The organism is Thermogladius sp. 4427co, from assembly GCF_051933805.1.
GTDB lineage: Archaea > Thermoproteota > Thermoprotei_A > Sulfolobales > Desulfurococcaceae > Thermogladius.
In genome coordinates this window covers 1,180,037-1,199,773 of record NZ_CP196893.1, presented here as the reverse complement: position 1 = coordinate 1,199,773, position 19,737 = coordinate 1,180,037, and the positions used below count along the sequence as shown (strand labels likewise).

25 protein-coding genes are annotated in these 19,737 nt (G+C 46.3%); 14 read left to right on the top strand and 11 right to left on the bottom strand.

Annotated elements, in window-relative coordinates:
• Nucleotides 1-98 precede the first annotated feature (98 nt).
• Nucleotides 99-740 (top strand): DUF973 family protein, encoded by a 642-nt coding sequence (locus ACSU1N_RS06690; protein WP_440059469.1) that lies wholly within the window; start codon nt 99-101, stop codon nt 738-740.
• A gap of 122 nt (nt 741-862) precedes the next feature.
• Here ACSU1N_RS06690 and ACSU1N_RS06685 read toward each other — a convergent pair whose 3' ends face one another.
• The 5 genes from ACSU1N_RS06685 to modD form a co-directional block, all read right to left on the bottom strand.
• Nucleotides 863-1,222 (bottom strand): hypothetical protein, encoded by a 360-nt coding sequence (locus ACSU1N_RS06685; protein ID WP_440059468.1) that lies wholly within the window; start codon nt 1,220-1,222, stop codon nt 863-865.
• 40 nt (nt 1,223-1,262) lie between these two features.
• Nucleotides 1,263-2,066, bottom strand: coding sequence for a SagB/ThcOx family dehydrogenase (locus ACSU1N_RS06680; RefSeq protein WP_440059467.1), 804 nt, complete (start codon nt 2,064-2,066; stop codon nt 1,263-1,265).
• Nucleotides 2,067-2,207: 141 nt separating this feature from the next.
• Entirely contained in the window at nt 2,208-2,348 is a 141-nt protein-coding gene (locus ACSU1N_RS06675; protein ID WP_440059466.1) for an FmdE family protein, read from the bottom strand.
• Nucleotides 2,349-2,579: 231 nt separating this feature from the next.
• Nucleotides 2,580-2,975, bottom strand: a complete 396-nt coding sequence (locus tag ACSU1N_RS06670; RefSeq protein ID WP_440059465.1) for a CopG family ribbon-helix-helix protein — start codon at nt 2,973-2,975, stop codon at nt 2,580-2,582.
• Nucleotides 2,976-3,208: 233 nt separating this feature from the next.
• Complete coding sequence (modD, locus tag ACSU1N_RS06665) at nt 3,209-4,039, bottom strand: ModD protein (protein ID WP_440059464.1); 831 nt, start codon at nt 4,037-4,039, stop codon at nt 3,209-3,211.
• Nucleotides 4,040-4,492: 453 nt separating this feature from the next.
• Between modD and ACSU1N_RS06660 the strand changes: the two genes are divergently transcribed.
• Nucleotides 4,493-5,167 (top strand): YkgJ family cysteine cluster protein, encoded by a 675-nt coding sequence (locus ACSU1N_RS06660; RefSeq protein WP_440059463.1) that lies wholly within the window; start codon nt 4,493-4,495, stop codon nt 5,165-5,167.
• A gap of 99 nt (nt 5,168-5,266) precedes the next feature.
• A complete protein-coding gene (locus tag ACSU1N_RS06655; protein WP_440060296.1) occupies nt 5,267-6,025 on the top strand; it encodes an SDR family NAD(P)-dependent oxidoreductase in 759 nt (252 codons plus the stop codon).
• Between the two features lie 270 nt (nt 6,026-6,295).
• Here the strand turns inward: ACSU1N_RS06655 and ACSU1N_RS06650 are convergent, their stop codons facing one another.
• The gene (locus ACSU1N_RS06650) at nt 6,296-6,856 is read right to left on the bottom strand and encodes a hypothetical protein (protein ID WP_440059462.1); all 561 of its coding nucleotides are present in this window, start codon (nt 6,854-6,856) and stop codon (nt 6,296-6,298) included.
• A gap of 80 nt (nt 6,857-6,936) precedes the next feature.
• Between ACSU1N_RS06650 and ACSU1N_RS06645 the strand changes: the two genes are divergently transcribed.
• From ACSU1N_RS06645 to ACSU1N_RS06630, 4 genes are all read left to right on the top strand, one after another.
• Entirely contained in the window at nt 6,937-8,103 is a 1,167-nt protein-coding gene (locus ACSU1N_RS06645) for an iron-containing alcohol dehydrogenase (RefSeq protein WP_440059461.1), read from the top strand.
• Nucleotides 8,104-8,166: 63 nt separating this feature from the next.
• On the top strand, nt 8,167-8,541 hold the full coding sequence (locus tag ACSU1N_RS06640) for a class II SORL domain-containing protein (RefSeq protein ID WP_440059460.1): 375 nt from the start codon (nt 8,167-8,169) through the stop codon (nt 8,539-8,541).
• Nucleotides 8,542-8,554: 13 nt separating this feature from the next.
• Entirely contained in the window at nt 8,555-8,857 is a 303-nt protein-coding gene (locus ACSU1N_RS06635; protein ID WP_440059459.1) for a hypothetical protein, read from the top strand.
• Between the two features lie 2 nt (nt 8,858-8,859).
• Nucleotides 8,860-9,297, top strand: coding sequence for an Lrp/AsnC family transcriptional regulator (locus ACSU1N_RS06630; RefSeq protein ID WP_440059458.1), 438 nt, complete (start codon nt 8,860-8,862; stop codon nt 9,295-9,297).
• A 10-nt stretch (nt 9,298-9,307) separates the two neighbouring features.
• On the opposite strand, the gene ACSU1N_RS06625 is transcribed toward ACSU1N_RS06630, so the two are convergent.
• The 3 genes from ACSU1N_RS06625 to bchH all read right to left on the bottom strand — a co-directional run bounded on the left by ACSU1N_RS06625 (nt 9,308) and on the right by bchH (nt 15,261).
• Nucleotides 9,308-10,543 carry an HsdM family class I SAM-dependent methyltransferase gene (locus ACSU1N_RS06625; RefSeq protein WP_440059457.1) on the bottom strand — a complete coding sequence of 412 codons (1,236 nt, stop codon included), beginning with the start codon at nt 10,541-10,543 and terminating at the stop codon, nt 9,308-9,310.
• A gap of 152 nt (nt 10,544-10,695) precedes the next feature.
• Nucleotides 10,696-11,418, bottom strand: coding sequence for a phosphoribosyltransferase (locus ACSU1N_RS06620; protein ID WP_440059456.1), 723 nt, complete (start codon nt 11,416-11,418; stop codon nt 10,696-10,698).
• An 81-nt stretch (nt 11,419-11,499) separates the two neighbouring features.
• Nucleotides 11,500-15,261, bottom strand: coding sequence for a magnesium chelatase subunit H (gene bchH, locus ACSU1N_RS06615; RefSeq protein ID WP_440059455.1), 3,762 nt, complete (start codon nt 15,259-15,261; stop codon nt 11,500-11,502).
• A gap of 327 nt (nt 15,262-15,588) precedes the next feature.
• Here bchH and ACSU1N_RS06610 point away from each other — a divergent pair, with 327 nt between their 5' ends.
• Nucleotides 15,589-15,849 carry an AbrB/MazE/SpoVT family DNA-binding domain-containing protein gene (locus tag ACSU1N_RS06610; RefSeq protein WP_440059454.1) on the top strand — a complete coding sequence of 87 codons (261 nt, stop codon included), beginning with the start codon at nt 15,589-15,591 and terminating at the stop codon, nt 15,847-15,849.
• Entirely contained in the window at nt 15,815-16,276 is a 462-nt protein-coding gene (locus ACSU1N_RS06605) for a PIN domain-containing protein (RefSeq protein WP_440059453.1), read from the top strand. Before ACSU1N_RS06610 ends, ACSU1N_RS06605 begins: the two co-directional genes overlap by 35 nt.
• A gap of 84 nt (nt 16,277-16,360) precedes the next feature.
• Here ACSU1N_RS06605 and ACSU1N_RS06600 read toward each other — a convergent pair whose 3' ends face one another.
• Nucleotides 16,361-17,290 carry a S1C family serine protease gene (locus ACSU1N_RS06600; protein ID WP_440059452.1) on the bottom strand — a complete coding sequence of 310 codons (930 nt, stop codon included), beginning with the start codon at nt 17,288-17,290 and terminating at the stop codon, nt 16,361-16,363.
• Between the two features lie 2 nt (nt 17,291-17,292).
• Entirely contained in the window at nt 17,293-17,598 is a 306-nt protein-coding gene (locus ACSU1N_RS06595) for a hypothetical protein (protein WP_440059451.1), read from the bottom strand.
• A 122-nt stretch (nt 17,599-17,720) separates the two neighbouring features.
• Between ACSU1N_RS06595 and ACSU1N_RS06590 the strand changes: the two genes are divergently transcribed.
• The 5 genes from ACSU1N_RS06590 to ACSU1N_RS06570 are packed head-to-tail and all read left to right on the top strand — an operon-like array spanning nt 17,721 to nt 19,736.
• Nucleotides 17,721-17,996, top strand: a complete 276-nt coding sequence (locus ACSU1N_RS06590; protein ID WP_440060295.1) for a monovalent cation/H+ antiporter complex subunit F — start codon at nt 17,721-17,723, stop codon at nt 17,994-17,996.
• A complete protein-coding gene (gene mnhG / locus ACSU1N_RS06585) occupies nt 17,996-18,343 on the top strand; it encodes a monovalent cation/H(+) antiporter subunit G (RefSeq protein WP_440059450.1) in 348 nt (115 codons plus the stop codon). The genes ACSU1N_RS06590 and mnhG overlap by 1 nt, the downstream gene beginning before the upstream one ends.
• Entirely contained in the window at nt 18,340-18,591 is a 252-nt protein-coding gene (locus ACSU1N_RS06580) for a hydrogenase subunit MbhD domain-containing protein (RefSeq protein ID WP_440059449.1), read from the top strand. The genes mnhG and ACSU1N_RS06580 overlap by 4 nt, the downstream gene beginning before the upstream one ends.
• A 1-nt stretch (nt 18,592) precedes the next feature.
• Nucleotides 18,593-19,351: an MnhB domain-containing protein gene (locus ACSU1N_RS06575; RefSeq protein WP_440060294.1), complete on the top strand. Its 759-nt coding sequence runs from the start codon at nt 18,593-18,595 to the stop codon at nt 19,349-19,351.
• Nucleotides 19,344-19,736 carry a sodium:proton antiporter gene (locus ACSU1N_RS06570; protein WP_440059448.1) on the top strand — a complete coding sequence of 131 codons (393 nt, stop codon included), beginning with the start codon at nt 19,344-19,346 and terminating at the stop codon, nt 19,734-19,736. Before ACSU1N_RS06575 ends, ACSU1N_RS06570 begins: the two co-directional genes overlap by 8 nt.
• Nucleotide 19,737 lies beyond the last annotated feature (1 nt).

Genomic DNA, 19,737 nt, shown 5'->3' with positions numbered 1-19,737 from the left:
GGGCGAGGCCATTCAAATAATATATCTTTGCGGGTTTTAAATCCCTAATAGAAAAGTTTAAATATATGGGAAAGAAGGAATTTTGTAGGGTATGTAATATGGCTACCAACGACCAGGTTCTCGAAGCATATAGGGATATGAGAGAAGGATCGCTCTACCTGATAATAGCATGGCTACTGATAGGCATAGGCTTAATAGCTTTCGCAGCTTCTCTCATCGGCTTCTTAGCAGGAGGTTTCGCCATCGGCCGTCACACAGGCTTGGCCTCATTAGTGGGGCTAGCCGTCCTAGTCATTGTAGGTGGATTGATCGCTCTGATAGGATTATGGGGCAAGTTCGTGCCCGGTGTTAAGAAACTTGCTTCAGCGAACCCGGAGTACGGTACGGCAGCCAGCTTGGTCAACATAGGCTTGTTCTGGGGTATAGTCCTACTCCTCGTAGGAGCACTGCTTCTAGTAGTCCTAGTCGGAGCATTCATTATCTTGATAGGAGCGATACTCCTCATATTAGGATACATCGGTTTGCTAATACTCGGTCTAAAACTCTACGAGACGGAGAAAAACGTGTTATACCTCGTGGCAGGTATACTATTCATACTAGCCATATTCGCTAGCATACTAGGTTTCATAGGATGGATACTACTATATGTAGCATTAGGAGACAGTATAAGCAAGAGGATGAGAGCTCCCCCTGCCCCGCCAGCTCCCACAACCCCGACTACACTGCCTCCCCCGGTCTGAGCCCATCACCACCTTTTCCCGGCATCCCATTAGGCAAAAACGTTCCTACTACATTAATGTGACTAGAATACGTTAGTTTTCAACCGTCTCAAGCATTGCAAGCGGTAAAGGCTATAGTAAGTCTACTGCTTCTTAAAAATGCTTACACTCGTCAGCTGGCTGTAGAGCTCGAGGGCTGTGAATAGTGCTGCAAGCGTTAGGAATATTGCTGTAACAAGGACTAATAAGGCTCTCGAGGCTAGTGGTGAGCGCACTCTCCTCGCTATCAGGAGGAGGAAGCCTGAGTAAGAATGTAGGAAGCCGAGAGAGATGGCTAGTATTCTCAGGACGCTGTCTGTATGGATTAGTCTCGCGCTTGGTATGAGCCGGGTAGGTGTTAGCATATCGTAGCCTGTTAGTAAATATACTACTCCTATAACGAATAACGGTATACTCGTTGTTTCAACAATTGTGAGAGCTAGCTTCAACAGCTTGGGATTCAAACTCACAAACCCCACTTTATTGCAAGCCTGTTTCTCGGTGTTAATTCCTACTCCTCGCCGAAAGAATGTACTCCCAGACGTCTTCAAAAGACGTATAGTGTCTTTGAGCAGGGACTCCTATAGGGATTATATACATTGGCTCTTCGTCGACGCCAGCGCCTACGACCAGCTTCACTTGGTCGTCGTAGAAAGCACCTACAACTACACACCCATAGCCGAGCGCTGTAGCAACCAGGTAGACGTTCTGCCCTAGGTGACCGACCTCCATTGGGACATAGCGTACACGCCCTCTCTCACCGTATATTCTGGTAGTCCTCTCGAATACCGCGAACACAACTATGCTAACAGGTGCTTTCTCAACCCACGGCTGTTCTAAAGCTGCTCTAGCAAGCTCCTCCCTGAAGTCGCCGGATTTAACAAGTCTCAACACATGCTTATGCGGATCATACTTGTAAACACCCGGGTCTAAGAAAACCCCGCTCCCAGCGAGCACTCCACGGGCCCCGACCACTACATAGAGCTCTAAAGGATAGGTAGCTCCCGCGCTCGGAACCGACCTAAAGCCGAGCCGAGGCTCGGTAACCCCGTAAGCAGCCCAGAGGATGACCGCTAAACGCTCTAGATCCAAGGGTTCTCCGGTATACTCCCTTATACTCCTCCTGAGTAGAATAGTTTCTTCAATACTCATATTACTAACCGGCTTCGGCAACGGGAGGAGAACTTCTCCCCCGGCGATTGAGACGCCATAGCCTGTTTGCCTAAGGCCCTGAGGGTAGGCTATGATAAATAAGTAGGCGATAATTGCCAGTGTTAGCAAAAATGAGGCGAGAATATGCTTACTCACCACTACCGCCGATCACCTCAAAGAATAATCAAAACAAAGTGGGTTATAAGTATGGGACTGTTTAAGAATATTTTGAAACCGGCTCAATAACCAAAAAACTATTCCTGATCGAAATGCTTAGCGTATTTAGCTATAACTTCTTCACCAACATTTTCTTAAGCCCCGGCCCCCCATGCCAAGCCTGTTTAAAGCTATCACAGACGCTCTGAGACCGAGTACTAGGAACGGGCATATATACCCGTGGAATTCTTCTGCCTTCTTCAATAGCCCTTCATCTACCATATTGGTGCACCTTTCACGATTTATTAGTGCACGTCTACCTGTTAGGTGGTAGCATATATAAAGCTTGCCACCGACACATACCTACATCCGTGTAGCCAACTAATTCCCAATTTCTCGCGAACCCGCTAGGACGGCTGGCGATTAATGATAAGGTATAGAGTTATAAAGTGGGACAGTGGACTGTGGCGACCCAGTGTTCTCTCATATAAAAGTCGTAGAAGCAGGGACTTTCTATACGAGCATTAACCGGATGAGTTTCACGCCTTTTGTTTTCTCGAGGTTTCCTACGAGCTCTCTAACCTTTTCCCGAGAGCCTCTAACCGCTATCGCGAGCATACAATTCCTTTCATCTAAATGGATATGCATGTATGAAACGACTACGTCTAAATACATGTGCTGAATATCCACTAGCTCTTCATCGACATGACCGATCTCGTGGTCGTAAAGGAGGCCGATAATTCCTGTAACCCTATCTTTCAACTTCCAACTATGTTCAGCTATATACAGCCTGAGAGCCTCCTGGACAATCTTCGAAAAACTCTTAATACCCTTCTCCCTCATTATAGCTTCTAACTCACCCACGAGGTCTTCTGGAATATATACGCCTACACGCATAGGCTTAGGCAAGGCTCTACTCCCATTTAAATAGTAATGCAACTCCCTTGTTAAACAAGTGTATCAATAATATATTGAACATTATGAAATAGCGCTGGATTAGAGTATATGAGGTAGTGATGGGTTGACTACAATTCGCGGAACCAGGTTATGCCATGGTAATCGAAAGGAAATTACTCTAATGAGACTATCCTTCCAACGTAGTTACAGAAAGCGCGGGGCTTTTACAGCATCGTCCTATAGTCCTATACTGTTTTCCTAAATACCGTAGTGAAATCTAGAGGGCTTGCCCTGTAGGGTGCGGAAGTAACTATTACGTCTACTCCCGTAGCCGCGTATGCGGCTACGTTCTCGAGCGTGATACCTCCTCCTATTCCTATTCTGACCTTGGGACTCTTGGATTTCAGTACCCTAACCCATTCCCCGAGCACGCCTGGTTCAACCCTGTCGAACTGGATGTACTCGGCTCCTTTCCCAACAGCTTCGAGAGCCTCCTCTAGACTCCCGACTTCGACGCCCACCTGCTTGTAGCCGACTACGCTCTTGAGCGCTGAAACCGCTTCCCCAATGCTATTGTATGTTGAGAACACGAGGTGGGGTTTGAAAACGAGTATCTCATCGGACAACCCCTGCCTATGGACTATCCCGCCGCCTACTACTACTGCTTTAAACCAGAGCTTCCTCAAGCCGGGCGGGGTCTGCCTCGTAGTAGCTATCACGATACTGGGATTAACCTTCCTAGCTTCATCAACCATCCTCCTAGTATAGGTTGCAACCCCGCTCATATAAGATACTATCACTTGGGCTATACGCCAAGCTTTCAGCAGTCTAGGAGCCTCGCCTACAGCCCTTAAAACCACCCTCCCAGGCTCTACTAGGTCGCCGCTCTCGGCTAGTAGCTCTACACTAGCCCCGAGGAAACTATATACGCTAGCAGCTTCTTCAGAACAGGCTAGAACCCCCCTACTCCTAGACACTAGCTCGGCAACACCCTTTCCTCCAACCCCGAGGTATACTGATACGAGGTCTATATGGTGCAAGTCTTCTCTAACCAGTAATTCAATCTCAGACGGCATAAGCCAGGATTCTCTCGCGGCAGGCATTCTAGCACCGTAAGGATATAGAGAAAGCTGATTGTAATAAAATCCCTCCTCTACGAATTTGCCCTTATCGTGTACATTTGAATAGGGATATCTCAGATGGGGTTTTAGTGAAGCCTTATCCAGTACCTGGATACTTCTTTCATAAACTCATTTGATTTAAGCAACTGGTCTAGCTCTTCCGGCGTATAGCGTAGTATTTCGAAAGAGACCCCCTATAAACGGCGTGACTTCAAATTGTAACCTAAGCGTTTAAGTAGGCGCTTGTTCCCTCGTTCTGATAGAATCCTAGTGCCTAATAGCTTCATTACAATTAATAGCTTAGCATAGGTTTCGGAAGAGTATAAGAAACCTGTGCTAAAACATACTGTTTAAATCCTTGCTACAGGCTATCCAACTCATAGGGATACTCTACAGGCTGTAGCCTCTATGGTTAGGAGGCTGAGATTCAACTGCCTGAGATGCGACCACTGCTGTTTCTTCGAGGGTGCAATAGACTCGCCTGTGGTAATGCCTTTTGAAGCAGATGTTTTGAAACTCATCGCCCAGAGACTAGGGGTGTCGGGGCTAGAGTTTAAGCCTGAACCCTCGGGATTCTACAGGTGGGTTATGAGAGGATACTGCCCTTTCTACGACAGGGGTAGTAGGGCCTGCAGGATCCATAGGGATAAGCCGTTCGCCTGCCGGATGTACCCTCTGATCGTCAACTTGGATACCTTGGAGTTATCGGTATCTCTCAAATGCGACTGGGTAAGAGAGTATTTCGAGGAGGTTTCTAAAGCAGGCGATGTAGTAGACAGGGTTTTCCCAGACGAGTACAGGGCTTTGAACGAGCTTTTCAAAATACTAGTACACGCTAGGGAGGGGGTTGCCTACGCTATATACAATGGCACGGTTGATACGGGAAGGCCCGAGGAGAGCTGCACAATAATCTACCACAAGAAGCTGGTTTCGACACCGGGAACCGGCATAGTCCTAGCTATCGGATGCGGTAGTGAGAAGCTTAAGAAGCTCCTAGAAGAGCAGGGGGCTAATATAATCACCGTCTCGGAAATGAGGCTGAATATTAGCCTCAGAGGTAGTGCGAGCAGATTGAATGAATAGCCTGCTATTTCTCCAGCCGTGTGAAAGAGAACGCCTTTGATGCTAGCCGAGGTACAAAATATATATTCTTTTACAATAAACTACTCATAGGGTGGGAAAATACCTGGCAGGTTCTCGGGTAGAACGGTTATAGTTACAGGAGCTGCTATGGGTATTGGTAGAGAAATAGCCCTGTCATTCGCTAGGGAAGGAGCTAACGTAGTACTATTTGATATATCGCCTAGAGTTGAAGAAGCGGCTAGAGAGGCTTCAGGCCTGGGAGCGCAGACATTATACTGTATCGGCGACGTATCAAACAAGCGGGATGTCGAGGAATGTGTTAGGAAAGCTGTCGAGAGATTTGGTAGCGTAGATATCCTCGTCAATAACGCGGGCATTTATCCTTTCAAGCCATTCCTTGAGATGAGCGAAGAAGACTGGGATCGGGTTTTCAATGTCAATGTTAAAGGAGTATTCTACTTCACTAAGGCAGTATTACCCTATATGATTAAGAAGGGTTTCGGCAGAGTTATCAATATATCTTCTATAGCAGGAGCTGTAGTAGGATTCCCGATGCTAGTACACTACTCTGCCTCTAAAGGAGCACTACTAGGTTTCACAAGAGCTCTAGCTCTCGAGGTGGCAAAATACGGTATAACTGTCAACGCTGTAGCACCCGGCCCTATCGAAACGCCTGGGACAGCATCAGTAGGCCAGGCTGTTCCCGGGATGCTTGAATCCATTAAAGCGGCTATACCAGTAGGTAGGATCGGCAAACCGTCTGATATCGCTAGCATAGTACTATTCCTAGCATCCGAGGAAGCGTCTTTTATAACAGGCCAATTGATTATTGTAGACGGAGGCTATACTGTCCAGTAATTTTTTGTATATATCTACCTACTTCGAAGAAAATCCGGTCACTACAAAGGCTTACTACTTTTCAAGAGAGGCAAAATACTAGATACCAGATTATTCCTGCTAACCATTAATCCGGATTCTACTTTATATAACCGGACCCCCATCTACTGGCTGTGGTTGGTATAACGAGCAAAATTATTGTTAGAGACCGCACAGTATTGCTAGCGGTTGGAAACGTTATGCTTCTATAGCTATAACTTGGATGAGGAGCAGGCAGGTAGGGCGTATTGTTTACTCCTTAACACTTGCCCCACTACGTTTTTTAGAAAAGTATTCGTCGAGTATTTTGGCGAGTTCGTCCATTCTCTTAACGCCCTCCACTTTCATCAATTCCTGGATCTGCTTGTTCTCGTCTAGGCGGAATATTGCGGTCGTTGGGGAGGCGTGTATATTGAGTTTCTCGAAGGCGTTTGAAGCAGACCTGCTCGAGCACTCCCTGCTAAACCAGTCGCATAAGACTATAAGGTAGTTGGATGGGTATGCTTCGCCGAGGAGTTTGACGAAGGGGAACCAGTATATATCATAGACTCTGCACGCTGGGCATTTAGTATTATCGAAATAGGCTACGTAGTAGCCTGGCTCCAGCACCTTTGTGAAATCCTCGTCGTCTACAGATATCAAGATCCATCTAGACCCCTGTTTATCATACCTGTAGACGCCGTGGGGGGAGTCTACATCGACCTGTTCTAGGGCCATCCCTATACTCCCCTTCTGGCTAACGGGCTTCTCCTCTGCTTTCAAAAGCTTCCTGAGGATAGTTAGAAACAGCTCTCTATCCTCGTGGGAATCCATACTAATACCACGCTACTCTTGTTTACCATTTTTAGTTATTATTTGAAAATCAGTATTAAAAATAAGCCGGGTGCTTGTCCGTGAGCGAGCTCGCTACATTCAGAGTGTATAATGGAGGAGTCAACCTAGTGTTCGGGGTCGACAGCGTTCTCGAGCTAAGAGATGTCTTCAAGCATCTACGTAAGCCGTTGATTGTAACCGGTTCCAGGTCTGCTAGGGAGTCCGGTGCCTTAGGGGATATTCTAAAGCTACTATCCGAAGCAGGGGTAGAATACGTCTTATTCGATAAAGCCAGGCCTAATCCAACTATTGAGCTAGCCGAGGAAGCCGCCGAGAAATGGGTTGCCGAAGAGTGTAGAGAGTTCATAGCGATCGGTGGAGGTAGTGTAATAGACCTAGCTAAATCTGCTAGAGCAGCTGTAGCAGGAGGCGGCAGGGTCAGAGAGTACTTCTACGGTCTCAAGACCCCTCCTAGGGTAAAGCCTGTTCTCATAGCAGTTAATCTAACCCATGGGACTGGTAGCGAGATCGACAGGTTCGCAGTATTATCTGAGGAAAAAGAGCTCGAGAAAAGAGGTTTCCCGGCAGGATACCCTGATTACTCCGTAGACGACCCAAAGTATACTCTAACCCTCCCTCTCGACCAGACAATTTATACGACCATAGACGCTCTATCCCATATACTTGAAGGCGCTACCTCAACAGCTTCAAGCCCGTTTGTAGAAGCACTTGCTGAAGAAGCATCCAGTCGGATAGCAAAATACCTGCCTCTCGCCGTTAGAAAACCAGGAGATATCGAGGCGAGGTACTGGCTCCTCTACGCTTCTATGCTAGGGGGCATCGTAATAGACCACGCTCTAACACATTTAGGCCACGGCCTAGAACACGTATTAAGCGCCTACAACCCAAGACTCCCGCATGGCGCAGGACTTGCTATGATCCATTCTAAGCTAGTTGAACACATATATAGGAGCAGACCCGTCCAAGCCTGGAGGGTTCTGAAATACTTTGACGAGACCCTTAAACCTGATCCTAACGATTCGGCGAGGGCTAGGGAGGCTTTCACAAGATTCCTCCAGGAGATCGGTTTCAAGGAAACTCTTTCAGACTACGGTTTCACACCAGGCGAGGTAAGGAGACTGTTCAAACTAATAATATCTAAGAACACATACCGCAGGTATATCGAGCTAGCACCGTTCAGGGTCAGCGAGGAACTGATCGAGGAGATTGCTGCTAGCATCGTTTAGGATAGTTAACTATATAAGATATTTTACTAATAAACCTGTTTGAATCCCAAAGGTGGCTGTTAGATGAGTGAACTAGGAAGCCTAATCTACACGCCTCAGAAAGCGAGCGGAGAGGCTATTAGCAAAGTTGAATCGCACACTCCTAGGATAATAGCTCCTGATAGAGTCGGGAAGAACACGCTTTTCAAAGTGAGAGTAGAGGTTGGACCCCACCCTAACACTGTCGAGCATAGCATCAGGTGGATAGAGCTCTACTTTAAGGAGGAGGGGCGTTCCTTCAACCCAGTATTCCTAGGCAGGTTCCTGCTTGAGCCTGTATACGCAGAGCCCTCGGTTGAAGTATCGTTGAAGTTGTCTAGGAGCGGTAAATTAATCGCACTAGCCTACTGCAACCTCCACGGTTTATGGGAGTCCTCTAAAGACATAGTCGTTGAGTAAGAAGGTGTCTTGCTTGGTTGATAAAAAATATTTTTTCACGCTTAAATCCATCGAATACTACAATAGGTTTAGAGCGCCTGAGGCTGAAGCCAGGCTCGTAGATGTGAAAGGGGACGAGATCGTCGTAGAATTCACAGGCTCCTTCTGCCACACGTGCGGTATAAGAGACTGGGTTGAAGACCTCGCTTATGTCATGAAGAGTCTCGGAGGCGATGCTGTCTTAAAAGAGTATATTGAGCCCGAGGGAGAAGAAGACTATAAAAGGATAGGAGTCTTCAAGATACTGAAGATACCTGATGAAAGGGTTGACGAGTAGAAATGATCGATGACATAGACGTTAGGATAATAAACGAGCTAGTAAAGAACTCTAGGATACCGTATAGCGAGATAGCTAAAACAGTCGGGTTAAGCGATGTAGCTGTCCTGAAAAGGGTTAAGAAGCTCGAACAGGAAGGCGTTATTAAGAAATACACTATTATAGTTGACCCGTTGAAACTAGGCTATACCAAAATATCTCTGACAGGGATTAATGTAGCACCCGAGAAATTATTTAGTGTCGCCGAAGAATTGAAGAACAAGGACTACGTTAAAATGCTTATCGTAACATCTGGCGACCACGATTTAATAGCTTTAATATTTGCGAAGAGCTCGGAGGAATTACTGAGTATACACAGCGAGATATCTAGGATAGATGGAGTGCTAAAAGTATACCCTGCTATTGTAACAGACATATTGAAGGATGAAATGAGGATATAGGGCTCCTACATCATACTGCGAGCCTCCTAACCCATCTTATTCTAAGCGGTACTAGGTTCTCTAGCTCCGTCTTAGATAGCTGTGTGTTGCCCACTAGCTCTCTTACAATCTTCTGGACTCTCTCCGAGTTGAGCTCTTCCACAACTTTCTTCAACTCCTCTAAGCTTGCACCGGGTGGCGGGTAGACTACGTTGACATGATTTTCTGCTACGAATACTACCCCCGGAGGGACTAGTGCGGCTTCAACTACAGCATGCTTCGGGTGGCCTACCACCCTGGTTACAACTATCACAGGGCCCCTATCTGCTTTCTCAATAGGCCATTTAATGTACTGTGGCTTCCCAGGCTTGTTTTGTAGGACGAGCCTGCCTTTCCTAATATTATGAGACCATACGAGGAGTATCCCCTCGTCAGGATTGTCTGTGAGCTTATCCTTATGCTGGTTCCAAACGACCCTGCCGGTCACCACCTTGTACCCGAGCTCTCCTAGAGTAGCCGATTCCTCGAAAGACTTTTCCAGGTAGTCGTATCTCTCCGAGAAAACTATGTAGCCGTTCCTACTGAAAACATACCTCCCAGTATTCCGGGCTTTCACTAGGACTAGTAGTTGGAAAGTATGGTTAACCCTGTATCCCGGGTCTGAGAATACGTAAGGGTCTTTTATCTTCTCGAGGTAGACGATATCAGCGTTTCTAACAATAAACTCTCTAAGCTTCTTGAAGTACCCCCCGTTATTCATAGACGATGATACTACGAAAGCAAGGTAGCCGCCCGGCTTTAAAAGCCTTACGCCCAGGTATATGAAGAGAGAGTAGATGTTCACCCTACCGTATATAACCTCCCTGTACTTGCTCCTTATCTCCTCCGAGGGCTTGAACTCGAAATAGGGAGGGTTGCCTAGCACGATGTCGAACTCCTCCTTGAACTCTCTAGTAAGGCTATCCACAACCTCTACCCTCGCCTCGGGAACGATTTTCCTCGCTATTTCCGCAAGCTCGGGATCGATCTCCCAGCAGTGTAATTCCGGCTCTATGAAATACTCTTTCGCCGAGAGCAGGAACTCGCCGGTTCCGCAAGCAGGGTCTAAAACCCTAGGCTTATACAGCCTAGGTAGTTTGCTTAGAAGCTTCTCCCGAATACTCCTAGGCGTGAAGAACTGACCTAGCGAAGCCCTCTTCCTGGGGTCGGCTCTTAAAATATACGATGCAGTCTCCGGGTGGAATTCACTATATGGCTCTACAACCACTAGCCGTTATCTCCTCCTACAATATTTTAAGTTGGATTCCAACATCAGATTAAAGCTATTGCCCACGCCTATTAGAAAATCCTTGAAACCTAAAATTGTTAGAACACAACGTACTAGGTACTGATCAAGGATAAGTAGTGGATCGATTCCTACTAGATGGTATAACATGGAATAATAGGATAGCCCACGGCGGATTTAAGGTCTTCTACAATATCTCTTTTAATGAAAGCAGCTAGTACAGCGACTACAGCCCCATCCCTGTTTCTAACGTATCTAACCATGGCTTTGATTGTAGAACCCGACCATACAATACCGTCTACGACAACAACCCTGCTACCTGTCAAATCTACTTTCAGCGGGAAGGATATAATCCTCCTAGATTTCTCGACAGCAGTATAGGCAGGGCCTTTATCAAGCGTGAAGACCTGGCTGCCGTAGACTTTAACCTCTTTAATCCCGTATAATAGCCTCTTACCAGTGAACGCGGATAGCAGTGACGCTAGTATAAGGCCTCCTCCTTCAACACTAACCAGGTAATCGTAGTCTAATTCTCTAAGCCTTTCTAACGCCCTGTAGAGTATACAGTATAAGCTTAGCGGGTACCTGGATAGCAAATTGTTTAAATGGGGGAATGGGAGAGGCCCCTCCTGTATCGCTTTAACTATTTCTTCCTCTTCATTCACAGGTTCTAATATGCTAAGCAAGTCCTTTAGTTTCCTCGAGCCAACCCCTTCCCGGAGATGTATAATTCTGCTCAGCCTGGGGACTGAGATACCTAGTTTCCTCGCTACCTCGGTTAAAGTAGTTTTTCTAGAAGCAGCAAAGACCTTGCATAAAAACCTCGAGTATTCTAGAGCTTCATCTATTTTATTCATGCACCATGACCTATTAGACTAAGTATTCTCACGTATCCTATTATTTTGAATGTGGAAAATAGTAGGTGTACAATATGGAGATCATCTGCTAGGGTTAGGCTGGGATATTTTATCGCTTAACTCGTATAGGAGTTTTGTGACACCACTAATATATTCCCCATTTGGTTTCCACACCCCTCTCTCAATAGCTTCATACACTAATTTAACAATCCTGTAGTAAGCCCACGGGTTTTCGCGTAGCATCCTATCGCGTAATCCGTTATCGAGCAGATATCTATCTACAATACTCTTCCAAACCCAGTCTGGGACTTCTCCCGTAGTCGCAGATAAACCTAGCACGTACTCTACTCTCTTAGCGATTTCTCTCACACCGTCGTATCCGTGGGCGAGCATCCCTTCAATCCACTTAGGGTTCAAGAGCCTTGTCCGAACACTGAATTCTATCGCTTTTCTTACACCCCTATACTTCACCCTCTCACCGGTTGTATCAACCCATACCCCGTTAACCTTCGAGCCTTTGACTAATTCGACTGTTTTCATCAAACCCCCTAAGAACTCGTAGTAGTGGTCTAAGTCTATGATATCGTATTCGTGAGCATACCTAACCTGTGTTACAAGGCTGACCTTGCTTAGAAGGCTTCTAAACAACTCGGGTAGCTCAACCCCCTCGACATTCTCGCCGTAACCATACTTCATGTCTTCGAAGTACACCCTTGCTAAATCCCTGCTATCCGACCACGAAGAAGTTTCTACGACCCCGGGTAGCCTAGTACCGTACTCGCCTGGCCTAGGCCCGAATATTCTCAGAGTAGCCTTGTCTAACCCTTTCCTCTTCAACTCCTCAACATGCTTCCTAACATAGTTCATTTCAGGGGGTTCGTCGAGTGAAGCCACGAGTCTAACAGCTCTATCGATCAATGTGATTAGATTCGGGAACATATCCCTGAATATGCCACAGATAGTTACTAGGACATCTATCCTAGGCCTGCCTAGCTCGCTTAAAGGTATAACCTCTAAATCCCATGTCCAAGGACCGTGTTTCCTGACAAGCCTGACGCCTAGGAGACGGAGTATTTCACCAATAGTTTCACCACGTGTCCCAGCTGTCTCGAAACCCCAGAGTACTACAGCTACAGTCTCGGGGAATTGTCCTGTATTTCTACGGTAGGAGGCGACTACTTCCTCAGCTATCTCACCTCCTCGTTTCAGTGCAGCCTTACTCGGCACGAGCCTAGGGTCGAACGCGTACCCGTTACTACCCACCGGGAATACTTCAGGGGTCCTAATAGGGTCTCCGGCTACTCTAGGCCTCAAGTATTCTCCGTTGAGAGCTCTTAATATCGATCTAATCTCGTCTGATTCCATTATCCTCCTGTATAAGTTGCTAAGGTAGCTGACCGCCTCCCTAAATTCTCTGGCAAGATGCTTAGGCAGGTTCTTAACACCCAGCTCCTTTATGCTCCGGCCATTAACAATACCCTCTATAATCCTCCTAATCTCGCTATCTAACTCCTCTAGTATCTTCGAGGCTGTCAAGCCCGGGCTGACTACTGAACTAGGGTTTTCGAGGAGTTTGTCATAGTCAAGCCCTCTAGCTCCGGCTAGAATCCTGTAGAGAGATCTCGCTTCATCCCAATCATACCTAGCTATGAGAGCCAGGTATTCGATTACTTCCTCCCTCCCCCATCTACCGCCTAGTACGTGGAGACCCCTTGGTATAATAGACCTCTTAAATTCGAAAAGCTTCTCCTCGAGGTCGTCAACACTGGAAAACTCGATATTAAGCTTAGCAGACTTCTCTCTAATCATGTCTAGAACGATCCTAGCTCTCTCAGGGTCCTGTAATAGAGCCTCCCGGTACTCGTGGACTAACTCTTCGAGCTCAATATAATCGCCATACAACCCGGCTGTAGTAAACGGGGGAGTTCCGTGGGTGACTATATAGGCATACCCTCTCCTTTTAGCAATACTCATCTCCGATGGGTTGGTTACATGGTATACGTAGATATTCGGTAGATCGCCTAGGAGTATATCCGGGAAGCATTTCGAGCTAAGACCGACCTCCTTGCCTGGTAGAAATTCTAAAGTACCATGGGTTCCCAAATGTATTATAGCATCAGCTTTGAAAACGTTTCGAACCCAGTAGTAGAAAGCAAGATACTGGTGGTGGGGTGGCAGGTCCTTCGAGTGATATATTTTCGAAGGGTCTTCGTGAACACCCCTACTAGGCTGAACACCTATAAACACATTCCCTAAAACTATCCCAGGTATTACTATCCCGTCTTCCGCGACGTTAATAGTACCCGGAGGCGGGCCCCAGGTATCTACAATCTTCTTCCTAACTTCTCCAGGCAGGCTCTGGAAATACTTAAGGTACTCACCAAACCCTAATTTTATAGTATTCCTACCCCTATCCACATACTGAGGAGAATTGATTAAACCGTTCAATACTATGATTTTCTTTAATTCATCCCTACTCAAGGCATTAACCGAATAGCCAGAGTCTTTTAAGGCTCTTAATAGTGCTTCAAGACTCGAGAAGATATCCAGGTATGCAGCCGACCCTACATTATGTTCGCCGGGAGGATAGTTGTAGATTATTACGGCTATTCTCCTATCCCTAGGCTTCTTCCTCCTCAACTCAATCCACTTAACGATCCTATCGGCCCTGCGCTCTAACCTGTCTCGTATCGGGAGAATGCTTTTCCCAATATCATCGCTTAAACCAGCCAGGGGGATAGGCTCTATTGAGCCATCGGTCTCAGGTAGAGCTACAGCTGTTAAAACCTCTATAGGCGATAAGCCACGCGGATCCTTCTCCCACTTGCTAACTTCCCTCATATACATTATCAAACCATTTACGAGAGGGCAGTTTAGAAACTCCATTAACTCGTATGTTGGCTCATGTGGACCTCCGTAAGGGCCTCCGTTTATAAAGAACCACTGGAGGTTAACGAGTAAATCGAACTTAGCATTCGACTCCTTAAACAATTTCAGCAACCCCTTGCTCTGGTTGACCAGGTCGTTCGAGCCGGCACCGGTGAGTAGGATAGCGTTCACTCCTCGTTTAGTCAATTCATTGAATAGGGTTTTCGCCACGGGCTTGCAATCATAGAAGTGCATACCAGAGTACATTAGTACGAGTACTGTAGGCTTCGATGAGTCTAGTTGCCTCATGTATTCGCTTAGTTCTATGAAAGAATCCCTCAGGGGATTCCAAACCATGTAACTCAGTATTTCCTGCCTAGGTTCTTCATAGGCGACGTTTAAGCCGAAATAATTGTTGAGTAAGAGGAGCAACATATTCTTCAGGTTTTCCTTACCGTTGAGAGACCAGTATCTAGTACAAAGGATCCAATTCCTTAAGTGCTTAAATGGACCGAGTGGTAGGATTCTAGCTGCTTTATCAGTGAGATCTATTATCTTGAAAACCCTACTCATATCCACATATTCGACATCCATATCCAGTTCTCTAAACGCTTTATCTAGGAACCCTGCCCTGAATTCCCCGAGCTTTAGTAGGCCGAGTATGTCAGGAGACCCGCCTACTAAAGGTACTACTACCCTAGCCCTGCCTACATGCTTACCTATTTCCTTAACAAACCAGCTGGAGGGCGTCCTAACATCTATTAAGATAATATCTGATTTCTCGAGAGCCTCGTAAAGACTCTTCCTCTCTTCTTCACCGGCTTCGTCTAGGATGTGCGTGTAGAATAGCGAGAGTCTAAGACGTATAGATCCCAGTTGTTTATTAACGTCTTCTACAGCTTCCACTAGTGTCGATAGATTGGTCTTTGTCGATATTACGCATAAATTAACAACCCCGCTCTCTCCAACCCTCATTGGAGTTCACCATCTCCCCATGTTATACGTCTGCTAATCCGATAACAGCGGAAACGGTAAATAGACAATAGACCAGGCCTATCTCTCTGTCTATAGTATCATTACCCAATTCAAGCACCCGCTTCTACGTTTTCAGCCGAATACAATACACCGTACTGAAGAAAAAATAGAGTGGTATAAGGTAAAAAGTTATTCGATAAAAGGAGAATGAAGTTTCTGCGAGCCCTGTACTTCTATTCTTGACACAATTTCATAGGTGTATGAATAGGTCAGACACTATGTATTAGACGGAAATATTTATATTCTCAGACATTATGGATAAATCTGGTGTTGATTACGGGTCTGGTCAGGGAGGTAAGGGTCGGGAGAAAAAGGACTATTGTAATACCCAAGGATATTGCAACCATTCTAGGTATTGACGAAGGTAGTAGAATAATCCTGGAAGTGAAGGATAACGCTATCATCCTCAAACCGCTACCGGATGCTGTAACGCTATCGATCAGAGGCCGGAAGATTGCTAGAGTGAGTATAGAAGAATTAGAGGCGGCAAGCATTGAAGAACAGAAAAAGTACATTGGAGAAGCCTAAGGTATTAGTAGATACGACTTTTCTCTTGCCGGCGATCGGGTTCGAAGTCGAGGAAGAGGCTATGGAGGTAATCCCATTATTCCGAAAACTAGATGTATATTATCTAGAAATCGCGTTGCTAGAAGCAATGTGGAAAGCGGTGAAGGTTATCGATACAGGCGATATCGACATAGTGAGAGAGGGGATCGAAGCTATAAGGAATACGTATAAGTTAGTTACGCCTCCTCCAATAGCCTTTGTTAACGCTATGAAGATATATCATGGAGGTCACAGGGACCTGATCGATGCCTTACATTACGAGACTGCGAGAGCACTCGATATCCCGTGGTTGACAATAGATATAGAATTCATAGAGTTTTTGAAGAAGAGGAATCTCCCGGTCGATAAAATAGTCCTTACACCCAGCGAGCTAAAAGGATTAGTGTAACAAACTCTGCTCTATAACTCCATTAAGGGAACAACTATCGTTATGGATCGGGCCTGTGTATAGCAGTACTCGTAGTAGGGCTTATCATTCTGATACCATGATCTCAGTTTCAACTTCGATCGTCCTACCTTCACGAATCACCGTCAATACTACATGACCTTTGTCCAAGGATTCTTCGATAGCCTCCCTCAGATCGCTTGTCCTAGCCAACTCCCTCCCGTTCGCCCTAACAAGTATATCGCCCTCCCTGATACCGCTCCTCGCAGCCGGGGATCTCGGTATGACTCTTACTACTAGAAGACCTGTTTTAACACCTGCCTTATACAAGCCTGCCATCGTGGGATTGAGAGGTGCTACGTAAACCCCGATCCAAGCTTTGAGAGGCCTACCGTATTTTTCAACCATGTGTATAAATCTCTTCACTGTATTAATCGGGATAGCGAAGCCAATCCCCTGGGCGTAGGGTACTATAGCCGTAGTCACGCCTATAGCCTCACCGTTCAAGTTTACGAGAGGACCACCGCTATTACCCGGGTTTATAGCAGCATCAGTCTGTATCAGGTCTTCGAGAACTAGCTCTTCTGTGTATATATTCCTCCCGGCGGCGCTTACAACACCTAGTGTAACGGAATGCTCTAGGAATCCGAGAGGGGATCCGATAGCCAGTACTAATTCCCCAACTCTTATACTCCTCGAGTCGCCTAGCTGTATGGGCTGTTTATAAACCGGTGTCTCTAGTAGTGCCAGGTCTCTGCTCGGGTCTACTGCTATAACACGGGCTTCAGTCGAATAGCCGTCGCTGAATGTTACAGATACTCTCGAAGCCCCTCTAACCACGTGGGCGTTTGTTATTGCTTTCCCCCTCTCTACAATAAAGCCCGAGCCGAACCCCCTTAGAGATTCGTAACCGAAGAACAAAAGGGGTATCTTAACCTCGGTAGCAACTGTTACAACAGAGTCTTTAACTTTCTCTACAATATTCGAGATCTCTTCGCTCAGCTCCCGGAGCCTCAATACTATCCCTTCCCCGACTCCTTGTAGAGGAGGAATTTATCGTATAAGTCTGTCGATAGAATATCCAGTAGGGCTATCAGCTCGAGTTCTTTCTCAATATCGAGGTTTTCTAACTTGAGTAGTTCGATAGCCTTCTTTATAATAGCATCTGCTAACTCTTTCTTCTCGCTAGGATTCCATAGTGCTTCAAGGTATTTGGATTTTATATCATTATACAAATAGTCTAACTGGTCTGCTAAATCTACGGCTTCATCCTCGCTGAGCTGGAAATACCTCTCGACCGCTTTCACCAGGGCTTCTCTATCCATTGGATACACCTATGTTAGAGATGGCGTAGGGTGTTTAAAACAGTTAGGAGATGGTAGGCTGCCCTAACGTCGCAAACTATTTTTACCACTCGCCCAATGAATTTAACAGGGCTGTCGGCCTGATGGATTTACTCCAGCTAGTCTTCGCCCTAATATCAGCCCCCTACATAATAGCAGTACTACTATACACGTACAGGGCTGTCAGAGGGCCTACCATACCCGATATAGTTCTAGCTATCGACTGCGTAGCCTACGACCTAGCTGTTTTCCTAGCGATTATCGCTATATACTATAACTCGCCTATTATGATATCACCCGCCATACTCTTATCCCTATGGGCCTACCTCCTAGATGTTTTCGCATCAAAATACCTTGTCTCTAGAGAGGTGGGGGTGTAGTGAACGACGTATTATTCTGGGTTGGGGCGGCTATAGTATTCGTCGGAGGGATATTCGATATAATAGCAGGCATAGGGATGGTGAGATTCCCTAATTTCTACGTAAGGCTCCATGCTGCTACAATAGGAACCATATACGGCGCTGTCATACCGCTTATCGGGGCGGGAATACTCGCCCTAGGCCTCGACATAGCTGGTAAGTACGTTTTAGCAGGAGGCTGTTTTACGACTGCTCTAATACTATTCCTCGTCGCACCGATAGGGAGCCACCTCCTAGCTTACGCAGCACACAAGTCTAGGGCTGTTGAGTGGAAGCCAGTATACGATGCTCTAGGTGAAGAGGGTTGATACTAGTCTATTTGACCATCATTTTCGCGGGTCTATTAAGCACTTTATTCACATACCTAGCTGTTACAGAGAAAGACCTATTGAAAGCTGTCGCATACTCGGCTGGGCAGAGTATAGCATACAGCATACTCTTCCAGGTGTTTGCATCAACAGACATACTACTAGCCTATATAGCAGTCTCTGTAGGGATCTACTCGGCCTTCCTAATTTATGTTATTAGCAAAACCGAGAGGTATGAGAGTGCCTGAGATGAATAGGCGTTTACTCGGATTGGTAATCGTCTTCTCTTTCATAACAGCTCTCACTATTCTGCTAGGCTCAACCGGTATGATATCACCTTCTAGCACGATAAAACCTCTCGGCTTATTCTACATCGAGGAGACCTTCTTCGGCAATATGACCGCAGAAAGCCCGGAGGCTGTTACTGCTATAGTATGGGATTACAGAGGTCTAGACACTATCTACGAGACCACGGTATTCTTCCTCGCTGTAGTAGCAGGAATAGCTGTTTTCAGGGTTTCGAGAACACCCGGTTCAAGGAGAGGCATCGGCCTAACAGATATCTCTAGGACGTCGACGAAAATAGTATTCACGATAATAACCGTGGTATCTGCGTCTATAGCATTACACGGCCACTTAACCCCCGGCGGGGGCTTCCAGGGCGGTTCAACCCTAGCGGTTGCCCCGCTACTAGTGATACCGGTTTTCTCATACTACGCCCTATTATCGAGGAAGATTACGCCATCGCTCCTAGTAGGTTTGAGAGGGCTGGCTCTAACATCGATAGCCTTAGTGGCCATGCTCCCTGTTATAAGAGGGTTGGAGATAGTTACTAACGTCAGGTTTTACCCAGCCTACATCCTAGGCCAGTTAGTAAGCGGTAGCCTAATCTATTACAACTCGTTCGAGTATATTGCTGTAGGAACGGGTTTCGTAGCAATCTTCCTCTACCTATCCTATGAAGAAGAATTTTACAAGACGGAGATGGGTGGCGAGGGTTATGAATAGCACTGATTTCTTCTGGAGCCTATTAGTTTCTACGCTAGTAGCAAACCTTGTTCTATCAGCTTATGGGATAATAGCTGGTAGGAGTCTGACTAAGAAGTTGATAAGCCTTACAATATTCTCAGATACTATCTACGTGATCTTTATAATGATAGGGTATAGGCTCATATACCCAGCTGTCCCACCAGTCTACCTAGAGCTATCGAGAGACGAGATAGGTTTCCTAAAGGGCCATGCCGTAGACCCCGTGCCCCAGGCCCTAGTCTTGACCGGGATAGTCATAGGCATGGCTGTAAACGCTCTGATAGGTTTCGGGATAATCCAAGCCTACCGGTTGAAGAAGACTATAGACGCTAGGAGGCTCACAGGTTACGAAGAGGCTGGTTGAC